Below are 17,525 nucleotides of genomic sequence, written 5' to 3'. Positions count from 1 at the left end.
CCGAGCCTACGAACGGCGCCAGCGTTCCTCGGCTGTGGAGGCACACCAGCGTGCGACGGGACCGTCCGGATGGACGCCACAGGTCGGGCATGCGCGGCCCGGGCGGCGCCTTTCGATGCCGCAGACCAGGCAGTGCCGGTCGACGCTGATTCCGGCATCGTGGCGATCGAGGACCGTTTGGACGACCGTTGCGAGAGGTCCCGTCGGGTGATGCTCAGGGTCGGGACAGTAGGCGATCCGGGACCAGCCCCACGAGTTCCAGGGTGGCGGCGTCCGTGGGAGTCGCCTGCCATGGGCTTTCTCTCGACGCCGCAGGGCGGCGTACTCCTGTGCGCGCGGCAGGACCACCTCGCGTGCGCGCTGCAGTTCGTCGACGGCACGCACGAGCGCGTCGAGATCGTCGGTGAGACTGCGCGGGATACGGGCGGCGACGACCAGGTGGTGCCAGGTGGCGCGGAATCCGTACGGGGCACAGTGCTCGGCGCATTGCCGCAATGCGCGAAGCCTGCGCTGCGGCGAGAGCGTGCTGTCGCGGACGCGGCGTGCCTGCGCCGGGAAGCTGGTCACGGAGCAATGATGGCGTTCTCCATCAGACGGCACGACCACGTTTCGGTACCCGAACGAACCACAACGCAGGACGAGACAGCCCTCACCGTGAACACACGCCCATCCGCACGACCGCGCACCGTCGGGGCCAAGGTGCCATTGCTGTGGGTAGCGCGGTCGGTGCAGCACGCCCGAGCGACGATCACCTCACTGCCGAGGCTGTGCGCGCACAGCGGGACCGCGTTCTGGTTCGCGATACTGGCCCGGCTTCGTCAGAGGATGGTGACGGTGATCACCTGTAGCACTTGACGGGGTGCTGCACATGTCTGTCCTGGATGCAGTCGTGCATCCAGGACAGGAGAAGAGTATGACGACCGCGATGCTCGACCGCGCGTCGACGCCGCCGCCCGTCAGCAGCCCTCGCCGGCGGGCGCCACGGTTGTACGTGCTGGACGGGTTGCGGCTGATCTGTGCTCTTGCGGTGGCCGGATACCACTTCGGCGACTCGTGGAGGTTGGACGGGGTGCGCCCGCCGACATACTTCCTGCCGGACACGGCACCGGTGCTGATCTACGGCTTCCTCGGAGTCGAGACGTTCTTTCTGATCAGCGGATTTGTGATCCTCATGAGCGGCTGGGGGCGCACTGTTCGCGAGTTCGCTGCCTCCCGCGCCGCGCGACTCTATCCGGCGTTCTGGGTGTGTGTGGTGACCACGACAGCCGTAACGGCAGTGCTGCCGATCAGTGGCGGGCTGCCTTTTCCACCTCCGCCGGACGGGTGGGGCGTGCTGGTCAACCTGACCATGTTGGCGGAGCCCCTCAACACGCCGCTTGTCGACACCGTGTACTGGACCCTCTGGATCGAGCTCCGGTTCTATCTGATCGCGGCATGCGTTCTTGCGGCCAAGCTGACCGACCGGGGAGCGAAAATATTCGGTGCCGGGTGGCTGGCCGCCGCCGTGATCATGCCCGTTTTCCGGGGTGCCGCCCTGGACGAGGTCGTGATGTCCGATTTTGCGCCGTACTTCATCGCCGGGATGACCATGTTCCTGCTTCGCCGCAACCGATCCGATCGATGGCTGTGGGTGCTGTTACTCGCTGCGTGGCTGGTCAGCCTGCAGCGCGTGCACGAGCGGACCCTGGAGTTGAAGCCCGGCTTCGCGGTGCCCGTCTGGCCGGCGCCGGTACTGCTCACCGGGGTGTACCTCTTGATGCTCATCATCGCGCTCGGCTACACCGACCGGGTGAGGATGCGTTGGCTGGCCACCGCGGGTGCACTCAGCTACCCCTTCTACCTTCTGCATCAGCGCATTGGATACAGCGTGATCCGCACCGCGTACGAGGAAACCGGCCTCCCCGCGTCGACACTGATCGGCGGCACCGTGCTTGGGCTGCTGGCGGCAGCCTGGCTTGTCCATCGCTTCGTCGAGCGCCCACTCGCACCCTTGATCCGCGACTTCGTATTGGACCGGCGATGACAATGACCGGCAGACGCAACGCGCCGAACACGAGGACGAGGGTGGATCCAACGACCGCGGATGCCGATTCGGCCTTCCGTGCGCTGTTCGAGGCCGCGTACGACGATTTGCTGCTCTTCGTCGAACGCCGTGCACACCTCGCCGTTGCCGAAGACGTGGTCGCCGAGACGTTCTTGATAGCGTGGCGCCGCTTGGACGAAGTACCGAAATCACTCGGCGAGGCCCGCGCCTGGCTGTTCACCGTCGCCCGCAATGTTCTGCACAATCGGCAGCGCAGCGACCAACGGCAGCAGAGCCTCGCGCTTCGCGTCCTACGGGAACCCGATGCTCCGAGCAGCGCCGAGGCCGACCTCGCGGCTACCCGCATCGACCTGATGAAGGCTTGGCAGCGCCTGTCAATCGCCGATCAGGAAGTGCTGACGCTGACCGCGATCGAAGACCTCACCGGGCCGCAGGCAGCACACGTACTGGGCATTTCCCGGCCCGCGTTCAGTCTGCGCCTGCTGCGAGCCCGCCGCCGCCTGCGTCAGCATCTTGGTCAGCAGCCGACTAGCGAACCCACAAACGTCCCTGCACCGGCAGGCCCTTCACGAGGCGGAGGCTCCGCATGACCCACGACGATGTCCTCGACCAGGCAATCCGCTCTGCCGCAGTCCCGGTGCCCGCACGCGTCGGGCAGGAACCCGCGCGAGAATTGCTTGAGCGGATCGTCGCCACGGATCGGCGACCACGCCCAGCACCAGCGCGCACACCGCACCGTCGGCCTCGCCTGGCGCTCGCCGGCGCGGCCGGAGCGCTCGCCGCCGCTGTCGCCTTCACCCTGGCACTTGTCAACGCTGGCCCCGCATTTGCGTCGTGGACGCCCGAGCCGAGTCCCATCTCGGATACCGAGGCACGCGACCTCGTCAGCAAATGCCTGCCTGTCCGGGACGCGAGCGTCGCAAGGGTGGTCATCGGTGAAAAACGCGGCGAGTACGCATACGTGAACGCCGTGTCGCCGGCCGGAAGCCAGACGTGCTTCCGCGATCGCAACGGAGACGTGAGGAATACCAGCATCCTTACCGTGCTGACCAGCACCGAGCGGCTCGGCGCCGGGGGTGTCGAACTGTACTCGTGGGGTCAACTACGCACCGACGAAGGTTACGTCCGGATCATGGCGGGACATGTTGGCTCACAGGTGACGAGTGTGGAGATCACCTTGCGGACCGTGGATGGCGATTCACGGACGGCGCGGGCAACCCTTCGCGACGGTTACTTCGGCGCCTGGTACCCCGAGGACGCCGATGAGGCGAGCAGCAACACCACCACCCTGACCGTCCGCCTCGCAGACGGCAGCGCGGTGAACCTGTCCGCCCGCGAACTGCACGAACAACCGAAGCTGGACTGAGAGGGTGGTTCGGCGGGCGCGCGGATCGCGTCGGTGGGCGGCCACCACCCCGCCGATCATCGACCAGGACACCACCACGTCGACCGGTACGCCGACCTGCTCGGCGGGCCGGCCCGGATGCTCACCACCGGCGTTGCTGACGTTGCCGGCCGGATCGCAGTACCGCGTCGAGGCCGTTCAGCCGCAGCAGGCTCGCGCCGCGCAGGTGCGCCAGGTCCGTACTGCCGTCCCCTGTGCACTTGAGGAATGCCACCTGTTCGGTCCATTCCAGGCGGGTTCCGTCCGTCTCTGCGTCGAGCCGGACGGTGACCAGTGAGGTCCATCGCAGGTCGCCGTCGACGATGGCTTCGTAGCCGTAGACAATCCGGTGTGCGTCCGCGATGTCGATGTACCGCGATCGGTACTCCAGTCGCTCGGGCGCCGTGTCCAGCCCGGTGAAGGTGCTGCTTGCCGTCTCGCCTCCGCCCACCCGGAAGTCGTGCTCGTATGAAGCTCCGCTGCCAGGAAGGCGGAACCATCCCCGCCTGATCGTGTTGTCGGCGAACGCGGTGAAGACCTCGTCCGGCGGCACGTCGAGGTGCCGCGAGATCGTGAAGGTGTCGTGCCGAACCATGCCGTCCTCCCACTGTCACAGCCACTAAGGGGTTGGCCGTACGTCCGTTACGATCAGTAAGAAACGTGCGGCTGGCGGATTTAGTCCGGCTCGCCCATACGCACTTTGAAGTCAGCTACTGACGCACGAGGAACAGAGAGCTGTGACAAGCCTCCTTGGTACCGAACTCGCACAGCGTGGGGTCGCGCCGGACTGCATCCAGACGATCGAACTCGTCCGCGACGTGCTGGCGCGGGTGGGCGACAAATGGACCCTGCTGACCATCACGGTCCTGGCCTCCGGCCCACTGCGCTTCACCGCGCTGCACGAGCAGGTCACCGGCATCTCGCAGCGGATGCTCAGCCAGACGCTGCGCGGACTCACCCGCGACGGGCTGGTGACCAGGACCGCATACCCGGAAGTACCCCCGAGGGTCGAATATGCCCTGACGCCGCTCGGCCGCTCACTGAGCGAGGCCGTGGACGGACTCGCGCACTGGGTCCGTGGCCACCAGAGCGACATCCTCCACAACCGCCACGAGTTCGACCAGGCACCCGCCGAGAACCCGGCCGCCCTGCCCCACGCGTAGCCACGCCCTATTACCCGCGACTGGGCTTCCCCCTGAGATGTGGACACCCTGAGACTGGACGTTGATCCAGAGAAAGGGGTGTCCCCGTTGGGGCGTCCATCGAAGTACACGGAAGAGTTTCAGCGTGACGCGGTTGACCTGGTCCGTTCGTCGGGGCGGCCGATCAACCAGGTCGCCCGTGAGTTGGGGATGAGTCACGAGACGCTGCGGCACTGGGTCCGTAAGCAGGAGCGGCAGACCGGCGCGGGTTCGACATCGGGTGGGGACACGCCGTCGGTGGCGGACAAGGACGCGGAGATCGCCCGGCTGCGGCGTGAGGTGGCGCAGCTGCGGCAGGAGAAGGAGATCCTGCGTAAGGCAGCCGCCTATTTCGCGAAGGAGATGGATCGGTGACCAGCCGCTTCCGGTTCATCTCCACCCACCGCGCCACCTGGAGCGTCAAGCGGCTGTGCCGGATCCTGGCCGTGTCCCGCTCCGCGTTCTACCGGTGGGTCGCCAGCGAGTCGTCCCGTCAGGCTCGCGCCGCCGCCGAGGACGCCCTGGCCGAGCAGATCACCAGGATTCACGCCGACTCCGGCGGCACCTACGGCTCCCCACGGGTGACCGTCGAGCTGCACCACCAGGGCGTGCGGGTCAACCGCAAGCGGGTCGAGCGGATCATGCGGCAACGCGACGTGGTGGGCCGGCACCTACGCCGCCGTAAACGCACCACCATCGCGGATCCGGCCACCGGGCCGGCACCCGACCTCATCGGCCGGGACTTCACCGCCCCCCGCACCCGACCAGCGGTGGTGCGGCGACATCACCTACCTACGCGTCGGCGCCGGCTGGCTCTACCTGGCCACCGTCATCGACATCGCCACCCGCCGCCTGACCGGCTGGTCGATCAACACCCATATGCGCACCAGCCTGATCATCGACGCCCTGGACGCCGCCGTCGCCGCCCGCGGCGGCCGGGTCGACGGCGTGATCTTCCACAGCGACCGCGGAGCCCAGGGCAGTAGCAACTTCGCCGACGCCTGCCAACGGCACGGCATCCGCCGCTCGATGGGAAGCATCGGCTCGGCTGCGCTCCGTGACGCGCGTCCACGGCAGTTAGGCGGACCTTGTCGTGGCCCGCGTAAGAGCTTCGCTGGAATCAGGGGCGCTCCCAGTGTTCGCGAACCCTCTGCCCTATGCGCATGCCATGCAGTAGCGGGCGAACGGCCGCGCGGCAAGCCGTTCATCGCCGATCGGCTGCCCGCATCGTTCGCAGACGCCGTAGGTCGCCGCGTCCACCCGACGCAGCGCGTCGTCAACGTCGGCGATCCGCTCCCGCGCCCCGGCCAGCAGCGCGGTTAACTGGGCGCGTTCGAAGCCGATGGTGGCGCCCTCCGGATCGTGCTCGTCGTCGGCATTCGAATCACGCGATGCCAGGAACAGCGCCTCCAGATCCTGGGCCAGCGTCACGGCCTCGGCCTCGGCCCTCGCTCGCAGCCGCAGCAGTTCATCCCGGACCATATGTGGAGCCTAACGGCCGGGGCGGCGGCGAGTTCTGTTACGTCCTGCCGAGGCTCTTGTCGTTCATCCGGCAGACCGCCAATCCGTAGCGCAGTCGACGACCCCGGAGCCGCCAGCCAACGCTTTCCCGCACCCGCTGCCATGGTGCCAAGTGATCAGGCGAGGTCAACGGCCACCCGCCGGGCCAGGTCCTCGGCTACCGACTCCACGACCGCTCTCGGTGGCTCCACCCAACTGTCGAAGCGGCCGCCGACCGCGTGTTCGAGCAGTTTCTCCCGGCGGGTGGACTCGATGCCGGCCGCGTCGAGAAACCAGCCGAGCACGGTCGTGCAGCAGCCGTACCAGCCGGACTCGTACTGCGTGCGGTCACCGACCGCTGTCACCAGGTGAGCAACCGCGCGCTCCCATCCGTTCAGGTCGTCGGCGGGAAGCGGCAGGAACCGGTCGAACCGTTCCGCCAGATCGTCCAGCCAGTCGCGCCACTCAATCAGGGCCGCGGAGACCGTGATCGCGGTCGCTTCGGGTGTGGTGACCGAATGCGAGAAGCAGCACCAGGAGCCAACCGGGCCACCATCGAAGTCGCCCTCGCCGACTGACCAGCGCCAACCCACCGCCCACCGCCCGTACCGGTCGACGAGCCCGGCCGACACGTTCTCCAGCCACAGGTCAATGAGACGCCAGTCGGCCTCCGCTGACGGGAGTTCGGACGCCGCGACCAGCTCGCGCACCACCGCTCGAACTGTTTCTGGATCGAAGATCCGATCCGGGTAGTCGGTGTCCGCCCAGCTCAGCTGTCTCGGATGGGGCAGACGGCGGTCCTGGGGCGTCGGGTAGACGGTGATTCGGCGGTTGCCCTGAACCGCCTGCCAGGCCGGCGGTACGCCCGTACCGTCCGCTGCCGTCTCCGCGAAGCGGCCGTCGGCATCGGTGGCGAGCTCAACCATAGGTGGGTTGCCAGAGCTCGGGAAGATTGACTCGGTCAGTTGGCACACTCGCCCTTCCGTGCGGCAGTCGGCCAGCCTAGCGGATCCGCCCTCACGCTCGCTGCCACCGACGAAGACGAGCACGCTCATGGGCGTCGTGGCCCGCACCCCCGACGTTGCCGCCGGGTTTTCTCGGATGGCTCCTGGCACCCACATAAAGCCACATCAGGGGTGGGTTACCACCGTTTACCGCGCGCATCTAGGACTCGTTGTGCCGCCGGACTGTGCGCTGCGAGTTGGCGAGGAGACTCGACAGTGGCGCGAGGGTGAAACCGTCGTCTTCGACGACACTGTCACGCATGAGGCGTGGAACTACGGCAACCGCGATCGCATCGTGCTCCTGTTCGACTTCGTCCGTCCCGGCTGCGAAGACATGCCGCAGGATGAACTGCCGGCCTCGGTGGCCGACTTCGTACGGCGCGGCGGATGAGCGAGACCGCCACAGCCCGTCTCATCCTCACGTCCCGAGAACCCCGCCGACTGCGGCGTTACTTGTTGCCCTGACCAGGTGTTGCCCTCCGGTGGAAGGCCGCCCCCGGTTGGCTGGGCCGCCAGCCCTCGCTCAGCGCCGTGCGGATGACTGCCGCGACCGTCGATGGGAGAACAGGGACCGGCAAGCCGCCGAACCAGTTGCTCGGGTGGTCCTGGGGCAGGCTGACCAGCAGTACCCTGCCCTTGCGGTCGGCCTGCTCGACGGCGAGGGCGAGTGGTCGCTCACCGAGCGCCTGGGCGTACGTTGGTCTCCCGCGCACCCGCCACCGGTAGACCACGCCGTCGACCGTGATGAGCCGTGAGCCCTTCTTGGTCAACGCCACATCGATCCCCTCGCCGCCGGACGTCAGTCGAACAGCACCACCGTACGGGCACCCTCGCCGCGGGCCATCCGGGCGAGCGCCTCGGGTGCCTCGTCGAGGGTGATCCGGTCGGTGACCAGGAAGTCGAGGTCGTAGCTGCCGTCGAGCACCGCGCGGGCCAGGTCCGGCAGGTCCCGGTCCGGGTCGGAGGAGCCGTACACCGAGGAACGCAGTGTCCGGGCCGAGTGGAAGATCTCCAACGCGCTGAGAGCGACCATGTCGTCCTTGCCGCCCATGCCGACCACGATGACCTGCCCGCCGCGACGGGTGGCCCGCCAGGCGGTGCGGATGGTGGCGGCCCGGCCGACGCACTCCACCGCGTGGTCGACGCCGCGACCGTCGGTCAACTTCCGTACCGCGCGGCTGAGGGTGTCGTCGGCGATCAGAAAGTCGGTGGCACCGGCGGCGTGGGCCAGGTCGGCTTTGGCGGGGGAGACGTCGACTGCGATGACGGTGGTGGCTCCGGCCGCGCGGGCGGCGGCGACCGCGGACAGGCCGACGCCACCGAGGCCGATGACGGCTACCGAGTCGCCGGGGCGTACGGCGGCGGTGCGCCGGATCGCGCCGACGCCGGTGAGCACCGCGCAGCCGAGCAGCGCCGCGGTGGGGAAGGGCAGTTCCGCCGGTACGACCACCATCGCGTGCTGCGGCACCACCACCTGTTCGGCCAGCGCACCGAGGCCGAGGGTGACGTGCAGTGGCTCGCCGTCGATGGTGTGCCCGGCGGCGGTGGCCGGAATGCCGGTGTGTTCGCACAGCCAGGGTTCGCCGTGGGTGCAGGACCAGCAGGCCCGGCAGGGTGGCGCCCAGTTGAGCACGACGTGGTCGCCGACCGCGACCCGGTCGACACCGTCGCCGATCTCGACGACCACACCGGCGGCCTCGTGGCCGAGCAGCAGCGGGTACGGGGCGGCGATGGTGCCGTCCACCATGGACAGGTCGGAGTGGCAGACGCCGGCGGCCCGGATCGCCACCCGTACCTGCCCGGCGTCGATGTCAGGCAGTTCGACCTGCTCGACGCGCGGGGGAGTGCCAGCGGCCCTGGCCACGAGGCCCCTCACCGCTGGATCGCCTTCAGTTCGCAGAACTCCGCCAGCCCGTGTGCGCCCAGCTCGCGGCCGAGGCCGGACTGCTTGTAGCCGCCGAACGGTGCCAGGGGGTTGAAGGGTGCCCCGTTGATGTCGACCGCCCCGGTGCGCAACCGGCGGGCCACTTGCACCGCGCGTTCCTCGTCGGTGGACCAGACCGCACCGGCCAGCCCGTAGCGGGAGTTGTTGGCGACCCGGACCGCGTGGTCGTCGTCGTCGACCGGGATGACCGCCAGGACCGGGCCGAAGACCTCTTCCTGGGCCAGGGCGCTGTCCGGGTCGACGTCGGCGATGATCGTCGGGGCGACGAACCAGCCGCGCTGCGGCACCGGGGCCTCCGGTCCGCCGACGACGAGTCGGCCGCCGTCGGCCAGGCCACGGGCGATGTGTTCGCGTACCCGGTCGCGTTGCTGCGCGGAGACCAGGGGGCCGAGTCGGGTGGTCGGGTCGAAGGGGTCGCCGAGCCGGTAGCCGTCGGCCGCCTTGGCGGCCAGGTCGAGGGCTTCGTCGTAGCGGTCGCGGTGCACCAGCATCCGGGTCCACGCGGTGCAGGTCTGCCCGGAGTTGAGCATCGCGTTGCCGACGCCGACCTTGATCGCCGCGGTCAGGTCGGCGTCGTCGAGGATGACGTTGGCCGACTTGCCGCCGAGTTCCAACGCCACCCGGGCGATCCGGTCGGCGGCCAGGTGGGCGATGCGTCGGCCGGTGGCGGTGGAGCCGGTGAAGGAGACCAGGTCCACGTCGGGGTGTCCGGCGAGGGCCTCGCCGACCACCGGCCCGGTGCCGGCTACCAGGTTGACCACCCCCGGTGGCAGGCCGGCGGCGTCGATGGCCTCGAAGAGCAGGTACGCGGTCAGCGGGGTCAACTCGCTGGGCTTGAGCACCACCGTGCACCCGGCCGCGAGGGCGGGGGCGAGCTTGGCGACGATCTGGTGCAGCGGGTAGTTCCACGGGGTGATCGCCCCGACCACGCCCACAGGTTCGCGTACCACCAGGGAGTTGCCGACGGTCTGCGGTGCCGGCGGCTGGGCGGCCAGGTCGACGTAGCTGCGCAGCACGGTCAGCGGCAGTCCTGCCTGGACCCGGGTGGCGACCTTGAGCGGGGTGCCGAGTTCGGTGGCGACCGTGCGGGCGATGTCCTCGGCCCGGGCGGTCAGCTCGGCGTGCAGTCGGTCGAGGTGGGCGGCCCGGTCGACGGGGTCGGTCGCGGCCCAGCCCTCGAAGGCGGCCCGGGCGGCGGCCACCGCCCGGTCGACATCGTCGGCCGTGCCGGCCGGGACGGTGCCGATGACCTCCTCGGTGCTGGGGTTGTGCACCTCCAGCGACTGCCGGCCATCGGCGGGAACCCAGCCGCCGTCGAGGTAGAAATCGGTCCGTACGGATTCCATGAGCCTCCACCTCGACCTAAAACTAGCGGTGCAAGTTTGGACTCTAGTGCGTCCCGCCCTCCGGCGGGAGGGGGGCAAGTGGACCTACGAGCCGTTCGTAGGTGTGCGACAGCCCCTCGATCAGCGCCTCCAGGCCCAGGGCGAAGGCGCCCTCGTCGACCCGCTGCTGGTGCTCGGCCAGCCGGTGGGCCTGGCGCAGATGGGGGTACTGCGCGGCGTACAGGCCCGGGTCCTCCACGAAGCCCCGGGCGAAGGACCCGAGCGCCGAACCCGTCACGAAGTAGCGCATCAGGGCACCGATGTGGGTCGCCCGGGCGGGCGGCCAGCCGGCCGCGACCAGTCCGCCGTAGACGGCGTCGGCCATGGCCAGGGCTGCCGGACGTCGACCGGGGCCCTGCGCCAGGTGGGGCACGATGTTCGGGTGGGCCGCCAGGGCGGCGCGGAATCCGTGCCCCCAGCGACGTAGGGCCTCGCGCCAGTCGACCTGGCCGAAGAACGACACGTCCACCTGGCCGGTGATGCTGTCCGCTACCGCGTCGAGGATCTCGTCCTTGGTGGCGAAGTGGTTGTAGAGCGAGGGCCCGCGGACGCCGAGCGCGGCGGCGAGTCGGCGGGTGGAGAACGCGTCGAGTCCGTCGGCGTCGATCAACGCGGCGGCGGTCTCGACGATCCGCTCCCGGCTGAGCAGCGCCTGTCGAGGCCGGGGCATGGGCGTCCTCCTTCGGATGGGTGGTTCGCGGGAACTGTGCCACACCGGGGTCTGGACAGCATAAAACTTGCAGCGCTAGTTTAATCGCATGGACCTTCACCTCTCCGCCGAGCAGGTCGCGGTCCGGGAACTCGCCGCCGACTTCGTCAACCGCGAGGTGGTGCCGCACGCGGCGACCTGGGACCGGCGTGAGGCGGTCGACCCCGGCATCGTCGGCAAGCTCGGCGACCTGGGCTTCCTCGGCCTGACCATCGACGAGAAGTACGGCGGCTCCGGCGGCGACCATCTCGCGTACTGCCTGGTGCTGGAGGAACTCGGCCGGGGTGACTCCGCCGTACGCGGCATCGTCTCGGTCTCCCTGGGCCTGGTCGCCAAGTCGATCGCCACCCACGGCACGCGAGAGCAACGCGAGCAGTGGCTGCCCGCCCTCTGCTCGGGGGCCGCCCTGGGCTGCTTCGCCCTGACCGAACCGGACAGCGGCTCGGACGCGGCGGCCCTGGCCACCCGGGCGGTCCGCGACGGCGACGACTGGCTGCTCACCGGCCGCAAGATCTTCATCACCAACGGCACCACGGCCGACGTGGCGATCGTCTTCGCCCGCACCGGCGGCCCGGGGCACCGGGGCATCACCGCCTTCCTGGTGCCGACCGACAGCCCGGGACTGTCCCGATCGGAGATCAAGGGCAAGCTGGGCCTGCGCGGACAGGCCACCGCCGAACTGGCCCTCGACGAGGTACGGGTGCCCGACGCCGCCCGGCTCGGCGAGTGCGGGGCCGGTTTCCGACTGGCCCTGGGCACCCTGGCCAAGGGACGCATGTCGGTCGCCGCCGGATGTGTCGGTATCGCCCAGGGCTGCCTGAACGCCGCGGTCGACTACGCCGGCACCCGCACCCAGTTCGGCAAACCCATCGCCGGGCACCAACTCGTGCAGCAACTGCTGGCCGGCATCGCGGTCGACACCGCCGCGGCGCGGCTGCTGGTCTGGCAGGTGGCCGACCTGATCGACCGGGGGCAGCCGTTCGCCACCGAGGCATCGATGGCGAAACTGTTCGCCAGCGAGGCCTCCGTCCGCGCGGCCAACGACGCCATCCAGGTCTTCGGCGGGTACGGCTACATCGACGAGTACCCGGTCGGCAAGTACCTGCGCGACGCCCGCGTCGCCACCCTCTACGAGGGCACCAGCCAGATTCAGCAGCTACTCATCGGGCGGGCGCTCACCGGCGTCAACGCCTTCTGACCGAGAGGAACCGTGAGCACATGGATTTCGGGCTGTCCGACGAACAACGGGCCATCCGCGACACCGCCCGCGACTTCATCACCCGGGAGGTCATGCCGCTGGAGCAGGAGCTGCTGCGCCGGGAGCGGGCCCACCAGCCCGGCCTGGAGCGCTCCGAGCTGCGCGAACTACAGCTCAAGGCCCAGAAGTTCGGCTTCTGGGGCCTGGCCACCCCGCAGGAGTACGGCGGCATGGACCTGCCCGCCGTCATGCAGTCCCTGATCTGGACGGAGATCGGCCGCACCTTCGTGCCGTTCCGCTTCGGTGGCGAGGCGGACAACATCCTGTTCCACGCCACCGAGGAGCAGCGGGAGGAGTTCCTGCTGCCCACCATCGCCGGTGACCGGATCTCCTGCTTCGCCATTACCGAGCCGGGCGCCGGCTCCGACGCGGCCAACATCCGGTTCCGGGCCCGCCGTGACGGCGACGACTGGATCCTCAACGGTGAGAAGACCTTCATCACCGGCGGCAACGAGGCCGACTTCGCCATCGTCATCGCGGTCACCGACCCGGAGCGGGGCGCCCGCAACGGCGGAGCCACCGCCTTCCTGGTGGACCGGTCGATGGGCTGGCGGTCGGAGTTCATCCCCACCATGGGCGAGGGGGGTCCGGCCTCCCTGATCTTCGACGACGTACGGGTGCCACACCGCAACATCCTCGGCGAGCCGGGCGAGGGCTTCACCCTGGGTATGAAGTGGATCGGCAAGGGGCGCTACATCATCCCCTCGCACGCCATCGGCATCGCCGAACGGGCCCTGCAGATGGCCATCGAGCACGCCAACACCCGGGAGACCTTCGGTGCCAAGATCGGCACCAACCAGGCCATCCAGTGGATGATCGCCGACTCGGAGACCGAGCTGGAGGCCGCCCGCTGGCTGATCCTGCGGGCCGCCTGGACGGTCGACGCCGGAATGGACCCCCGGCACTCCTCCTCCATGGCGAAGCTCTACGGGGCAGGCATGGTCAACCGGGTGGTCGACCGGGTCATGCAGATCCACGGCGGCATGGGCTACACCCGGGAACTGCCGATCGAACGCTGGTACCGGCAGGTGCGGCTGTACCGGATCTTCGAGGGCACCGACGAGATGCAGCGCCTGATCATCTCCCGCGACCTGCTGCGCGGCTTCACCAAGATCGGAGGACACCTGGGATGAGGACCTTCGCCAGCATCGAGGAACTGGCCGGGGCGATCGGTGAGCCCCTCGGCCCCGGCCCGTGGTTTCCCATCGACCAGAGCCGGGTCGACCTGTTCGCCGACGCCACCGACGACCACCAGTGGATCCACCTCGACCAGGAACGGGCGGCAGCCGGACCGTACGGCGGCACCATCGCCCACGGCTTCCTGACCCTCTCCCTGCTGCCGGCCCTGGTCGGCCAGCTGTACCGGGTCGAAGGGGTACGGATGGGCGTCAACTACGGCCTCAACCGGGTCCGGTTCCCCGCCCCGGTACGGGTCGGCAGCGCGGTGCGGGTCGTCGCCACCATCGACCAGGTCACCCCGTTCGACGGCGGGGCGCAGCTGGTCGCCGCGGTGACCGTGCAGAGCGACGGCGGCGACAAGCCGGTCTGCGTGGCCGAGACGGTGAGCCGGCTGTACACCGCGCCGCCGGAATGACCACGCTCTCCCCGGCGACCGTGCTGGCCGGTTCCGCCCGTCGGCACGCCGACACCGTGGCCGTCGTCGACGGTCGGGTCCGCGTCACGTACGCCGAACTCTGGTGGGAGGCCCGGTGCTACGGCACCGGGCTGCGCGCCGCCGGGGTACGCCCCGGTGACACGGTGGCCCTGCTCGCGCCGAACGTGGTCGACTTTCCCCGGGTCTACTACGCCGCCCTCGCCGCCGGTGCGCACGCCGTGCCGATCGGCGCGCCGACCAGCCCGCAGACGGTTCACCTGCTGCGCGGCGCGCGGCTGCTCGTCTGCCACACCTCACAACTGGCCGCCGGGCAGTGGGTCAGCACCCGGGCGGGCGTACCGCTGGTCACCATCGGACCGACCCGCGGCCCGTCCGGCGTACCCCGGCTGGAAGACCTCAGCGACCCCGCACCCGGCCGCATCGGCGCGGACCCGGACCCGGCCAGCGCACCGGCGAGCCGGATCGCGGTCGAGGCGGACGACACCGATGTGGTGCTCAGCTGTCTGCCGCTGGGTGGCCGGTTCGGGCAGGACGTCGCGCTGACCGGCACCTTCGCCGCCGGGGCGAGCCTGGTGCTGCTGGGCCGCTTCACCGGCGCGGCGGCACTGGACCTCATGCTCCGCGAGGAGGTCACCGTCTTCCACGGCACCTCGGCGATGTACGCGGCCCTGCTCGATGCGGCACGAGGCCGGCAGACCCTGCCCCGGCTGCGTCGCTGCGTCAGCAGGACCCCGCTGCCGCCGGCCCTGGGCCAACCCTTCAGTGCCGTCTTCGCCACCACGGTCGACGTCGCCGAGGAGAGATCCCGCTGCGGCGGCGGCCCGCGACGGCGCTGGCGCTGCCGAGATCGACGGTGACGGCGGGCGTCGTCCGAGTCGACACCTACGCCGAGCGGTGCACGATCAGCGATGCCACATCCCCAGCCGCACCGGCACGCCAGGTGAGGCATGGAGCAGGGGTTGCCCGTCGGGCGCCGGCAGACCTGCCGCGGGCAGCAGGTCCTGGTCGAGGTGCAGCAGTTCGGCACGGTGCAGGGGCCAGTCGACGTGTTCGGCCTCGGCGGCGACGAGCCGACCGAGGACGACCGAGAAGAGCCGGTAGCGGGCGGTGAGAAAGTACGCCTGCTCGTCCAGCTCTCGTTCGTTCAGCGCTGGGCCGAGCCGTACGTCCACGTCGCAGCGGGCTCCGCGGGGTGCGGGCCAGCGGCGGGAGCATCGGTAGGAGATGACGTCCTCGCTGCGGCGTACCGTCATCTCGGACCAGAAGTAGGGCAGTCCGTAGCTGGTCCGCCCAGCTACGACTGCGGGCAGTCGCGCCGCGTCCAGGGATAGGAACCAGACCCCGCTGCGATCGCGGTCGTCCCGCACGTAGGTCCGGACGTTCGTCTCCGGGAACGCCGACAGCCAGGGCAGCCGGGGCACCCCCGGCGGCCTGACTCCCTCCATGAGGAACGGGACCAGTCCGACCCAGGCCGATCCGTCGACGGTCTCCACCGTCAGTCCGGTGGGCAGCAGGGCCTGAATCAGATCCGGCGGATAGCGCCAGTGGATGAAGGTGAGCGAATTCCACTCGTTGTGCATGACCGGCCGCTGCACCGAGGGTGGAGTTGGCGCGCGCATCACGTCGGGCCGGCCGAGTACGACGCCGGCCCGGCACCTTCGCGCCCGCCGGCCATCATGCACAGCGGCGGCAGCCCCTTGTTCAGCGCGTCACCGAACGTGTCCGCGCCGAACGTCGGCCCTTGAGCACCCATCACCGAGATCGTGCCGCCCTTTGCGTACCGAATCGATCGCCCCATTCAACGCGACCGGCGACTCGCCCCGCAACTTCAGCCTGCGTCGATGGCCACGCCCGGTCCGAGGTGTGGGGGACCGGTCTCTGACAGGTGTCCCTCGGCGAGCCGCAGCCAGCGACTCACCTTGATCTCCGCGAGGAACCGTTCGTCGTGGCTGACCACCAGCAGCGCACCCTGGTAGGCGTTGAGCGCGCTCTCCAACTGACCGACACTGACCAGGTCCAGGTTGTTCGTCGGCTCGTCGAGCAGCAGGAGTTGCGGTGCCGGTTCCGCGCCCAGGACGCAGGCCAGGGTGGCGCGCAGCCGCTCCCCACCGGAGAGGGCCCCGACCGGCAGGTGCGCTCGGGCACCCCGGAACAGGAAACGGGCGAGCAGGTGCATCCGTTGCGCGTCCGGTGCCTGCGGCGCGAACGCGGCCAGGTTCTCCGCCACCGTACGGTCGGCGTCCAGCAGGTCCAGCCGCTGCGACAGGTACGCGATGCGGCCCTCGGCCCGCCTGATCCGGCCACCCTCGGGCTCCAGGGTGCCGGTGACCAGGCGCAGCAACGTGGATTTGCCGGCACCGTTGGCACCGAGCAGGGCGATCCGCTCCGGACCCCGGATCGTCAGGTCGACGCCGTCACCGGCGAAGACCGCCCGCCCGCCGTAGCGGACCTGCAACCGTTGCGCGGCCAGCAGCGTACGCCCGGCCGGCACCTGGGTGTTGGGCAGCTCCAGGGAAAGCTGCTGCTCGTTGCGCAGCGCCTGCCCCACCTCCTCCAGCCGGGCCTTGGCCTCGCCGACCCGGGCGGAGTGCAGCTCCTCCGCCCTGCCCGCCGACTCCTGGGCGTTGCGTTTCAGGGTGCCGGCGAAGATCTTCGGCAGGCCCGCGTTCTTGAGGTTGCGGGAGGCGTTGCCGGCCCGCCGCGCCGCCCGCTCACGCGCCTCCTGCAACTCCCGCTTCTCCCGCTTGAACTCCTGCTCGGCGTTGCGGAGGTTCTTCTCCGCCACCTCCTGCGCGGCCCGCACCGCCGCCTCGTACGCGGTGAAGTTTCCGCCGTGCAATCGCAGCTCGCCGCGGTCCAGTTCGGCGATCCGGTCCATCCGGTCCAGCAGCGCCCGGTCGTGGCTGACCAGCAGCAGGCAACCGGTCCACTGCTCCAGCACCTCGGAGAGCCGCTGCCGGGCCTCGATGTCGAGATTGTTGGTCGGCTCATCCAACAGCAGCACGTCGGGCCGCTTCAGCAGCTGCGCGGCCAGACCGAGGGAGACGACCTGCCCGCCGCTGAGGGTGTCCAGACGTCGATCGAAGGCGAGGTCACCGAGGCCGAGCCGAGCCAGCTGCGCACGGGTCCGTTCCTCGATGTCCCAGTCGTTGCCGATCGTGGTGAAGTGCTCCTCGTCGGCGTCCCCGGACTCGATGGTGTGCAGCGCCGCGAGCAGGGGAGCGATCTCCAGCACCTCGGCCACGGTACGGTCACCGACCAGCGGCAGATCCTGCGCGAGGTAGCCCAGCACCCCCTGGACCGAGACGGATCCGGCGGTGGGCCGGTACTCGCCGGCGATCAACTTGAGCAGGGTGCTCTTGCCGGCACCGTTCGGCGCGATCAGCCCGGTGCGACCCCCACCGACGGTGAAGGACAGGTCCTGGAACACCGGGGTGTCGTCCGGCCAGGAGAAGCTCAGGTTCGAGCAGACGACGAAGGAATCGGACATCAGGCAACCA

Annotated in this window: 21 protein-coding genes and 2 pseudogenes; 12 read left to right on the top strand and 11 right to left on the bottom strand. The window is 69.8% G+C overall.

All coding sequences use genetic code 11. The annotated features are described in order from the left end of the window. Positions 1-6: 6 nt before the first annotated feature. Positions 7-567, bottom strand: coding sequence for a hypothetical protein (locus tag ABZ795_RS10535; RefSeq protein ID WP_357530094.1), 561 nt, complete (start codon positions 565-567; stop codon positions 7-9). Positions 568-913: 346 nt separating this feature from the next. Between ABZ795_RS10535 and ABZ795_RS10530 the strand changes: the two genes are divergently transcribed. From ABZ795_RS10530 to ABZ795_RS10520, 3 genes are read left to right on the top strand one after another with little or no spacing between them, the layout of a single operon-like run. Further along, entirely contained in the window at positions 914-2,023 is a 1,110-nt protein-coding gene (locus ABZ795_RS10530; RefSeq protein WP_357530093.1) for an acyltransferase, read from the top strand. 41 nt (positions 2,024-2,064) lie between these two features. Then, positions 2,065-2,634 (top strand): sigma-70 family RNA polymerase sigma factor, encoded by a 570-nt coding sequence (locus ABZ795_RS10525; RefSeq protein WP_357530092.1) that lies wholly within the window; start codon positions 2,065-2,067, stop codon positions 2,632-2,634. Beyond that, positions 2,631-3,410: a hypothetical protein gene (locus tag ABZ795_RS10520; RefSeq protein WP_357530091.1), complete on the top strand. Its 780-nt coding sequence runs from the start codon at positions 2,631-2,633 to the stop codon at positions 3,408-3,410. Before ABZ795_RS10525 ends, ABZ795_RS10520 begins: the two co-directional genes overlap by 4 nt. A 121-nt stretch (positions 3,411-3,531) precedes the next feature. Here ABZ795_RS10520 and ABZ795_RS10515 read toward each other — a convergent pair whose 3' ends face one another. Continuing rightward, positions 3,532-4,023 (bottom strand): SRPBCC domain-containing protein, encoded by a 492-nt coding sequence (locus ABZ795_RS10515; protein ID WP_357530090.1) that lies wholly within the window; start codon positions 4,021-4,023, stop codon positions 3,532-3,534. A gap of 142 nt (positions 4,024-4,165) precedes the next feature. Between ABZ795_RS10515 and ABZ795_RS10510 the strand changes: the two genes are divergently transcribed. The 4 genes and pseudogenes from ABZ795_RS10510 to ABZ795_RS10495 form a co-directional block, all read left to right on the top strand. Beyond that, entirely contained in the window at positions 4,166-4,591 is a 426-nt protein-coding gene (locus tag ABZ795_RS10510) for a helix-turn-helix domain-containing protein (protein ID WP_357530089.1), read from the top strand. A 39-nt stretch (positions 4,592-4,630) separates the two neighbouring features. Further along, positions 4,631-4,984: a transposase gene (locus ABZ795_RS10505; RefSeq protein ID WP_357530088.1), complete on the top strand. Its 354-nt coding sequence runs from the start codon at positions 4,631-4,633 to the stop codon at positions 4,982-4,984. Further along, a pseudogene (locus ABZ795_RS10500) lies at positions 4,981-5,280 on the top strand (IS3 family transposase); the annotation flags it as partial. The gene ABZ795_RS10505 and the pseudogene ABZ795_RS10500, both read left to right, overlap by 4 nt. Positions 5,281-5,311: 31 nt before the next feature. Beyond that, positions 5,312-5,596 (top strand): annotated as a pseudogene (locus tag ABZ795_RS10495) (DDE-type integrase/transposase/recombinase); the annotation flags it as partial. Between the two features lie 168 nt (positions 5,597-5,764). Here the strand turns inward: ABZ795_RS10495 and ABZ795_RS10490 are convergent. Both ABZ795_RS10490 and ABZ795_RS10485 read right to left on the bottom strand, forming a co-directional pair. Further along, the gene (locus tag ABZ795_RS10490) at positions 5,765-6,091 is read right to left on the bottom strand and encodes a TraR/DksA C4-type zinc finger protein (RefSeq protein ID WP_357530087.1); all 327 of its coding nucleotides are present in this window, start codon (positions 6,089-6,091) and stop codon (positions 5,765-5,767) included. A gap of 155 nt (positions 6,092-6,246) precedes the next feature. Continuing rightward, a complete protein-coding gene (locus ABZ795_RS10485; protein ID WP_357530086.1) occupies positions 6,247-7,035 on the bottom strand; it encodes a hypothetical protein in 789 nt (262 codons plus the stop codon). Between ABZ795_RS10485 and ABZ795_RS10480 the strand changes: the two genes are divergently transcribed. Further along, on the top strand, positions 7,019-7,504 hold the full coding sequence (locus ABZ795_RS10480) for an aspartyl/asparaginyl beta-hydroxylase domain-containing protein (RefSeq protein ID WP_357530085.1): 486 nt from the start codon (positions 7,019-7,021) through the stop codon (positions 7,502-7,504). The two genes, ABZ795_RS10485 and ABZ795_RS10480, sit on opposite strands and share 17 nt — an antisense overlap. A 58-nt stretch (positions 7,505-7,562) precedes the next feature. Here ABZ795_RS10480 and ABZ795_RS10475 read toward each other — a convergent pair whose 3' ends face one another. From ABZ795_RS10475 to ABZ795_RS10460, 4 genes are read right to left on the bottom strand one after another with little or no spacing between them, the layout of a single operon-like run. Further along, the gene (locus ABZ795_RS10475) at positions 7,563-7,889 is read right to left on the bottom strand and encodes a hypothetical protein (RefSeq protein ID WP_357530084.1); all 327 of its coding nucleotides are present in this window, start codon (positions 7,887-7,889) and stop codon (positions 7,563-7,565) included. A gap of 23 nt (positions 7,890-7,912) precedes the next feature. Next, positions 7,913-8,977 carry a zinc-binding dehydrogenase gene (locus tag ABZ795_RS10470; protein WP_357530083.1) on the bottom strand — a complete coding sequence of 355 codons (1,065 nt, stop codon included), beginning with the start codon at positions 8,975-8,977 and terminating at the stop codon, positions 7,913-7,915. 8 nt (positions 8,978-8,985) lie between these two features. Further along, positions 8,986-10,404 carry an aldehyde dehydrogenase family protein gene (locus tag ABZ795_RS10465; protein ID WP_357530082.1) on the bottom strand — a complete coding sequence of 473 codons (1,419 nt, stop codon included), beginning with the start codon at positions 10,402-10,404 and terminating at the stop codon, positions 8,986-8,988. Positions 10,405-10,447: 43 nt separating this feature from the next. Then, complete coding sequence (locus tag ABZ795_RS10460; protein ID WP_357530081.1) at positions 10,448-11,113, bottom strand: TetR/AcrR family transcriptional regulator; 666 nt, start codon at positions 11,111-11,113, stop codon at positions 10,448-10,450. Positions 11,114-11,201: 88 nt separating this feature from the next. On the opposite strand from ABZ795_RS10460, the gene ABZ795_RS10455 reads away from it, so the two are divergent. The 4 genes from ABZ795_RS10455 to ABZ795_RS10440 are packed head-to-tail and all read left to right on the top strand — an operon-like array spanning position 11,202 to position 14,882. Next, a complete protein-coding gene (locus ABZ795_RS10455; RefSeq protein WP_357530080.1) occupies positions 11,202-12,350 on the top strand; it encodes an acyl-CoA dehydrogenase family protein in 1,149 nt (382 codons plus the stop codon). Between the two features lie 20 nt (positions 12,351-12,370). Next, a complete protein-coding gene (locus ABZ795_RS10450) occupies positions 12,371-13,543 on the top strand; it encodes an acyl-CoA dehydrogenase family protein (RefSeq protein WP_357530079.1) in 1,173 nt (390 codons plus the stop codon). Next, entirely contained in the window at positions 13,540-14,004 is a 465-nt protein-coding gene (locus ABZ795_RS10445; RefSeq protein WP_357530078.1) for a MaoC family dehydratase, read from the top strand. Before ABZ795_RS10450 ends, ABZ795_RS10445 begins: the two co-directional genes overlap by 4 nt. Continuing rightward, entirely contained in the window at positions 14,001-14,882 is an 882-nt protein-coding gene (locus ABZ795_RS10440; protein WP_357530077.1) for an AMP-binding protein, read from the top strand. The genes ABZ795_RS10445 and ABZ795_RS10440 overlap by 4 nt, the downstream gene beginning before the upstream one ends. Before the next feature lie 45 nt (positions 14,883-14,927). Here the strand turns inward: ABZ795_RS10440 and ABZ795_RS10435 are convergent, their stop codons facing one another. The 3 genes from ABZ795_RS10435 to abc-f form a co-directional block, all read right to left on the bottom strand. Continuing rightward, positions 14,928-15,605, bottom strand: coding sequence for a DUF2071 domain-containing protein (locus ABZ795_RS10435; protein ID WP_357530076.1), 678 nt, complete (start codon positions 15,603-15,605; stop codon positions 14,928-14,930). Positions 15,606-15,643: 38 nt separating this feature from the next. Then, a complete protein-coding gene (locus ABZ795_RS10430) occupies positions 15,644-15,778 on the bottom strand; it encodes a hypothetical protein (protein WP_357530075.1) in 135 nt (44 codons plus the stop codon). A gap of 75 nt (positions 15,779-15,853) precedes the next feature. Further along, positions 15,854-17,515, bottom strand: a complete 1,662-nt coding sequence (gene abc-f / locus ABZ795_RS10425; RefSeq protein WP_357530074.1) for a ribosomal protection-like ABC-F family protein — start codon at positions 17,513-17,515, stop codon at positions 15,854-15,856. Between the last annotated feature and the right edge of the window lie 10 nt (positions 17,516-17,525).

The organism is Micromonospora sp. NPDC047134, assembly GCF_040643455.1.
In the GTDB taxonomy this organism is placed as follows: domain Bacteria; phylum Actinomycetota; class Actinomycetes; order Mycobacteriales; family Micromonosporaceae; genus Micromonospora.
This window is presented reverse-complemented; position numbering and strand designations above follow the sequence as displayed.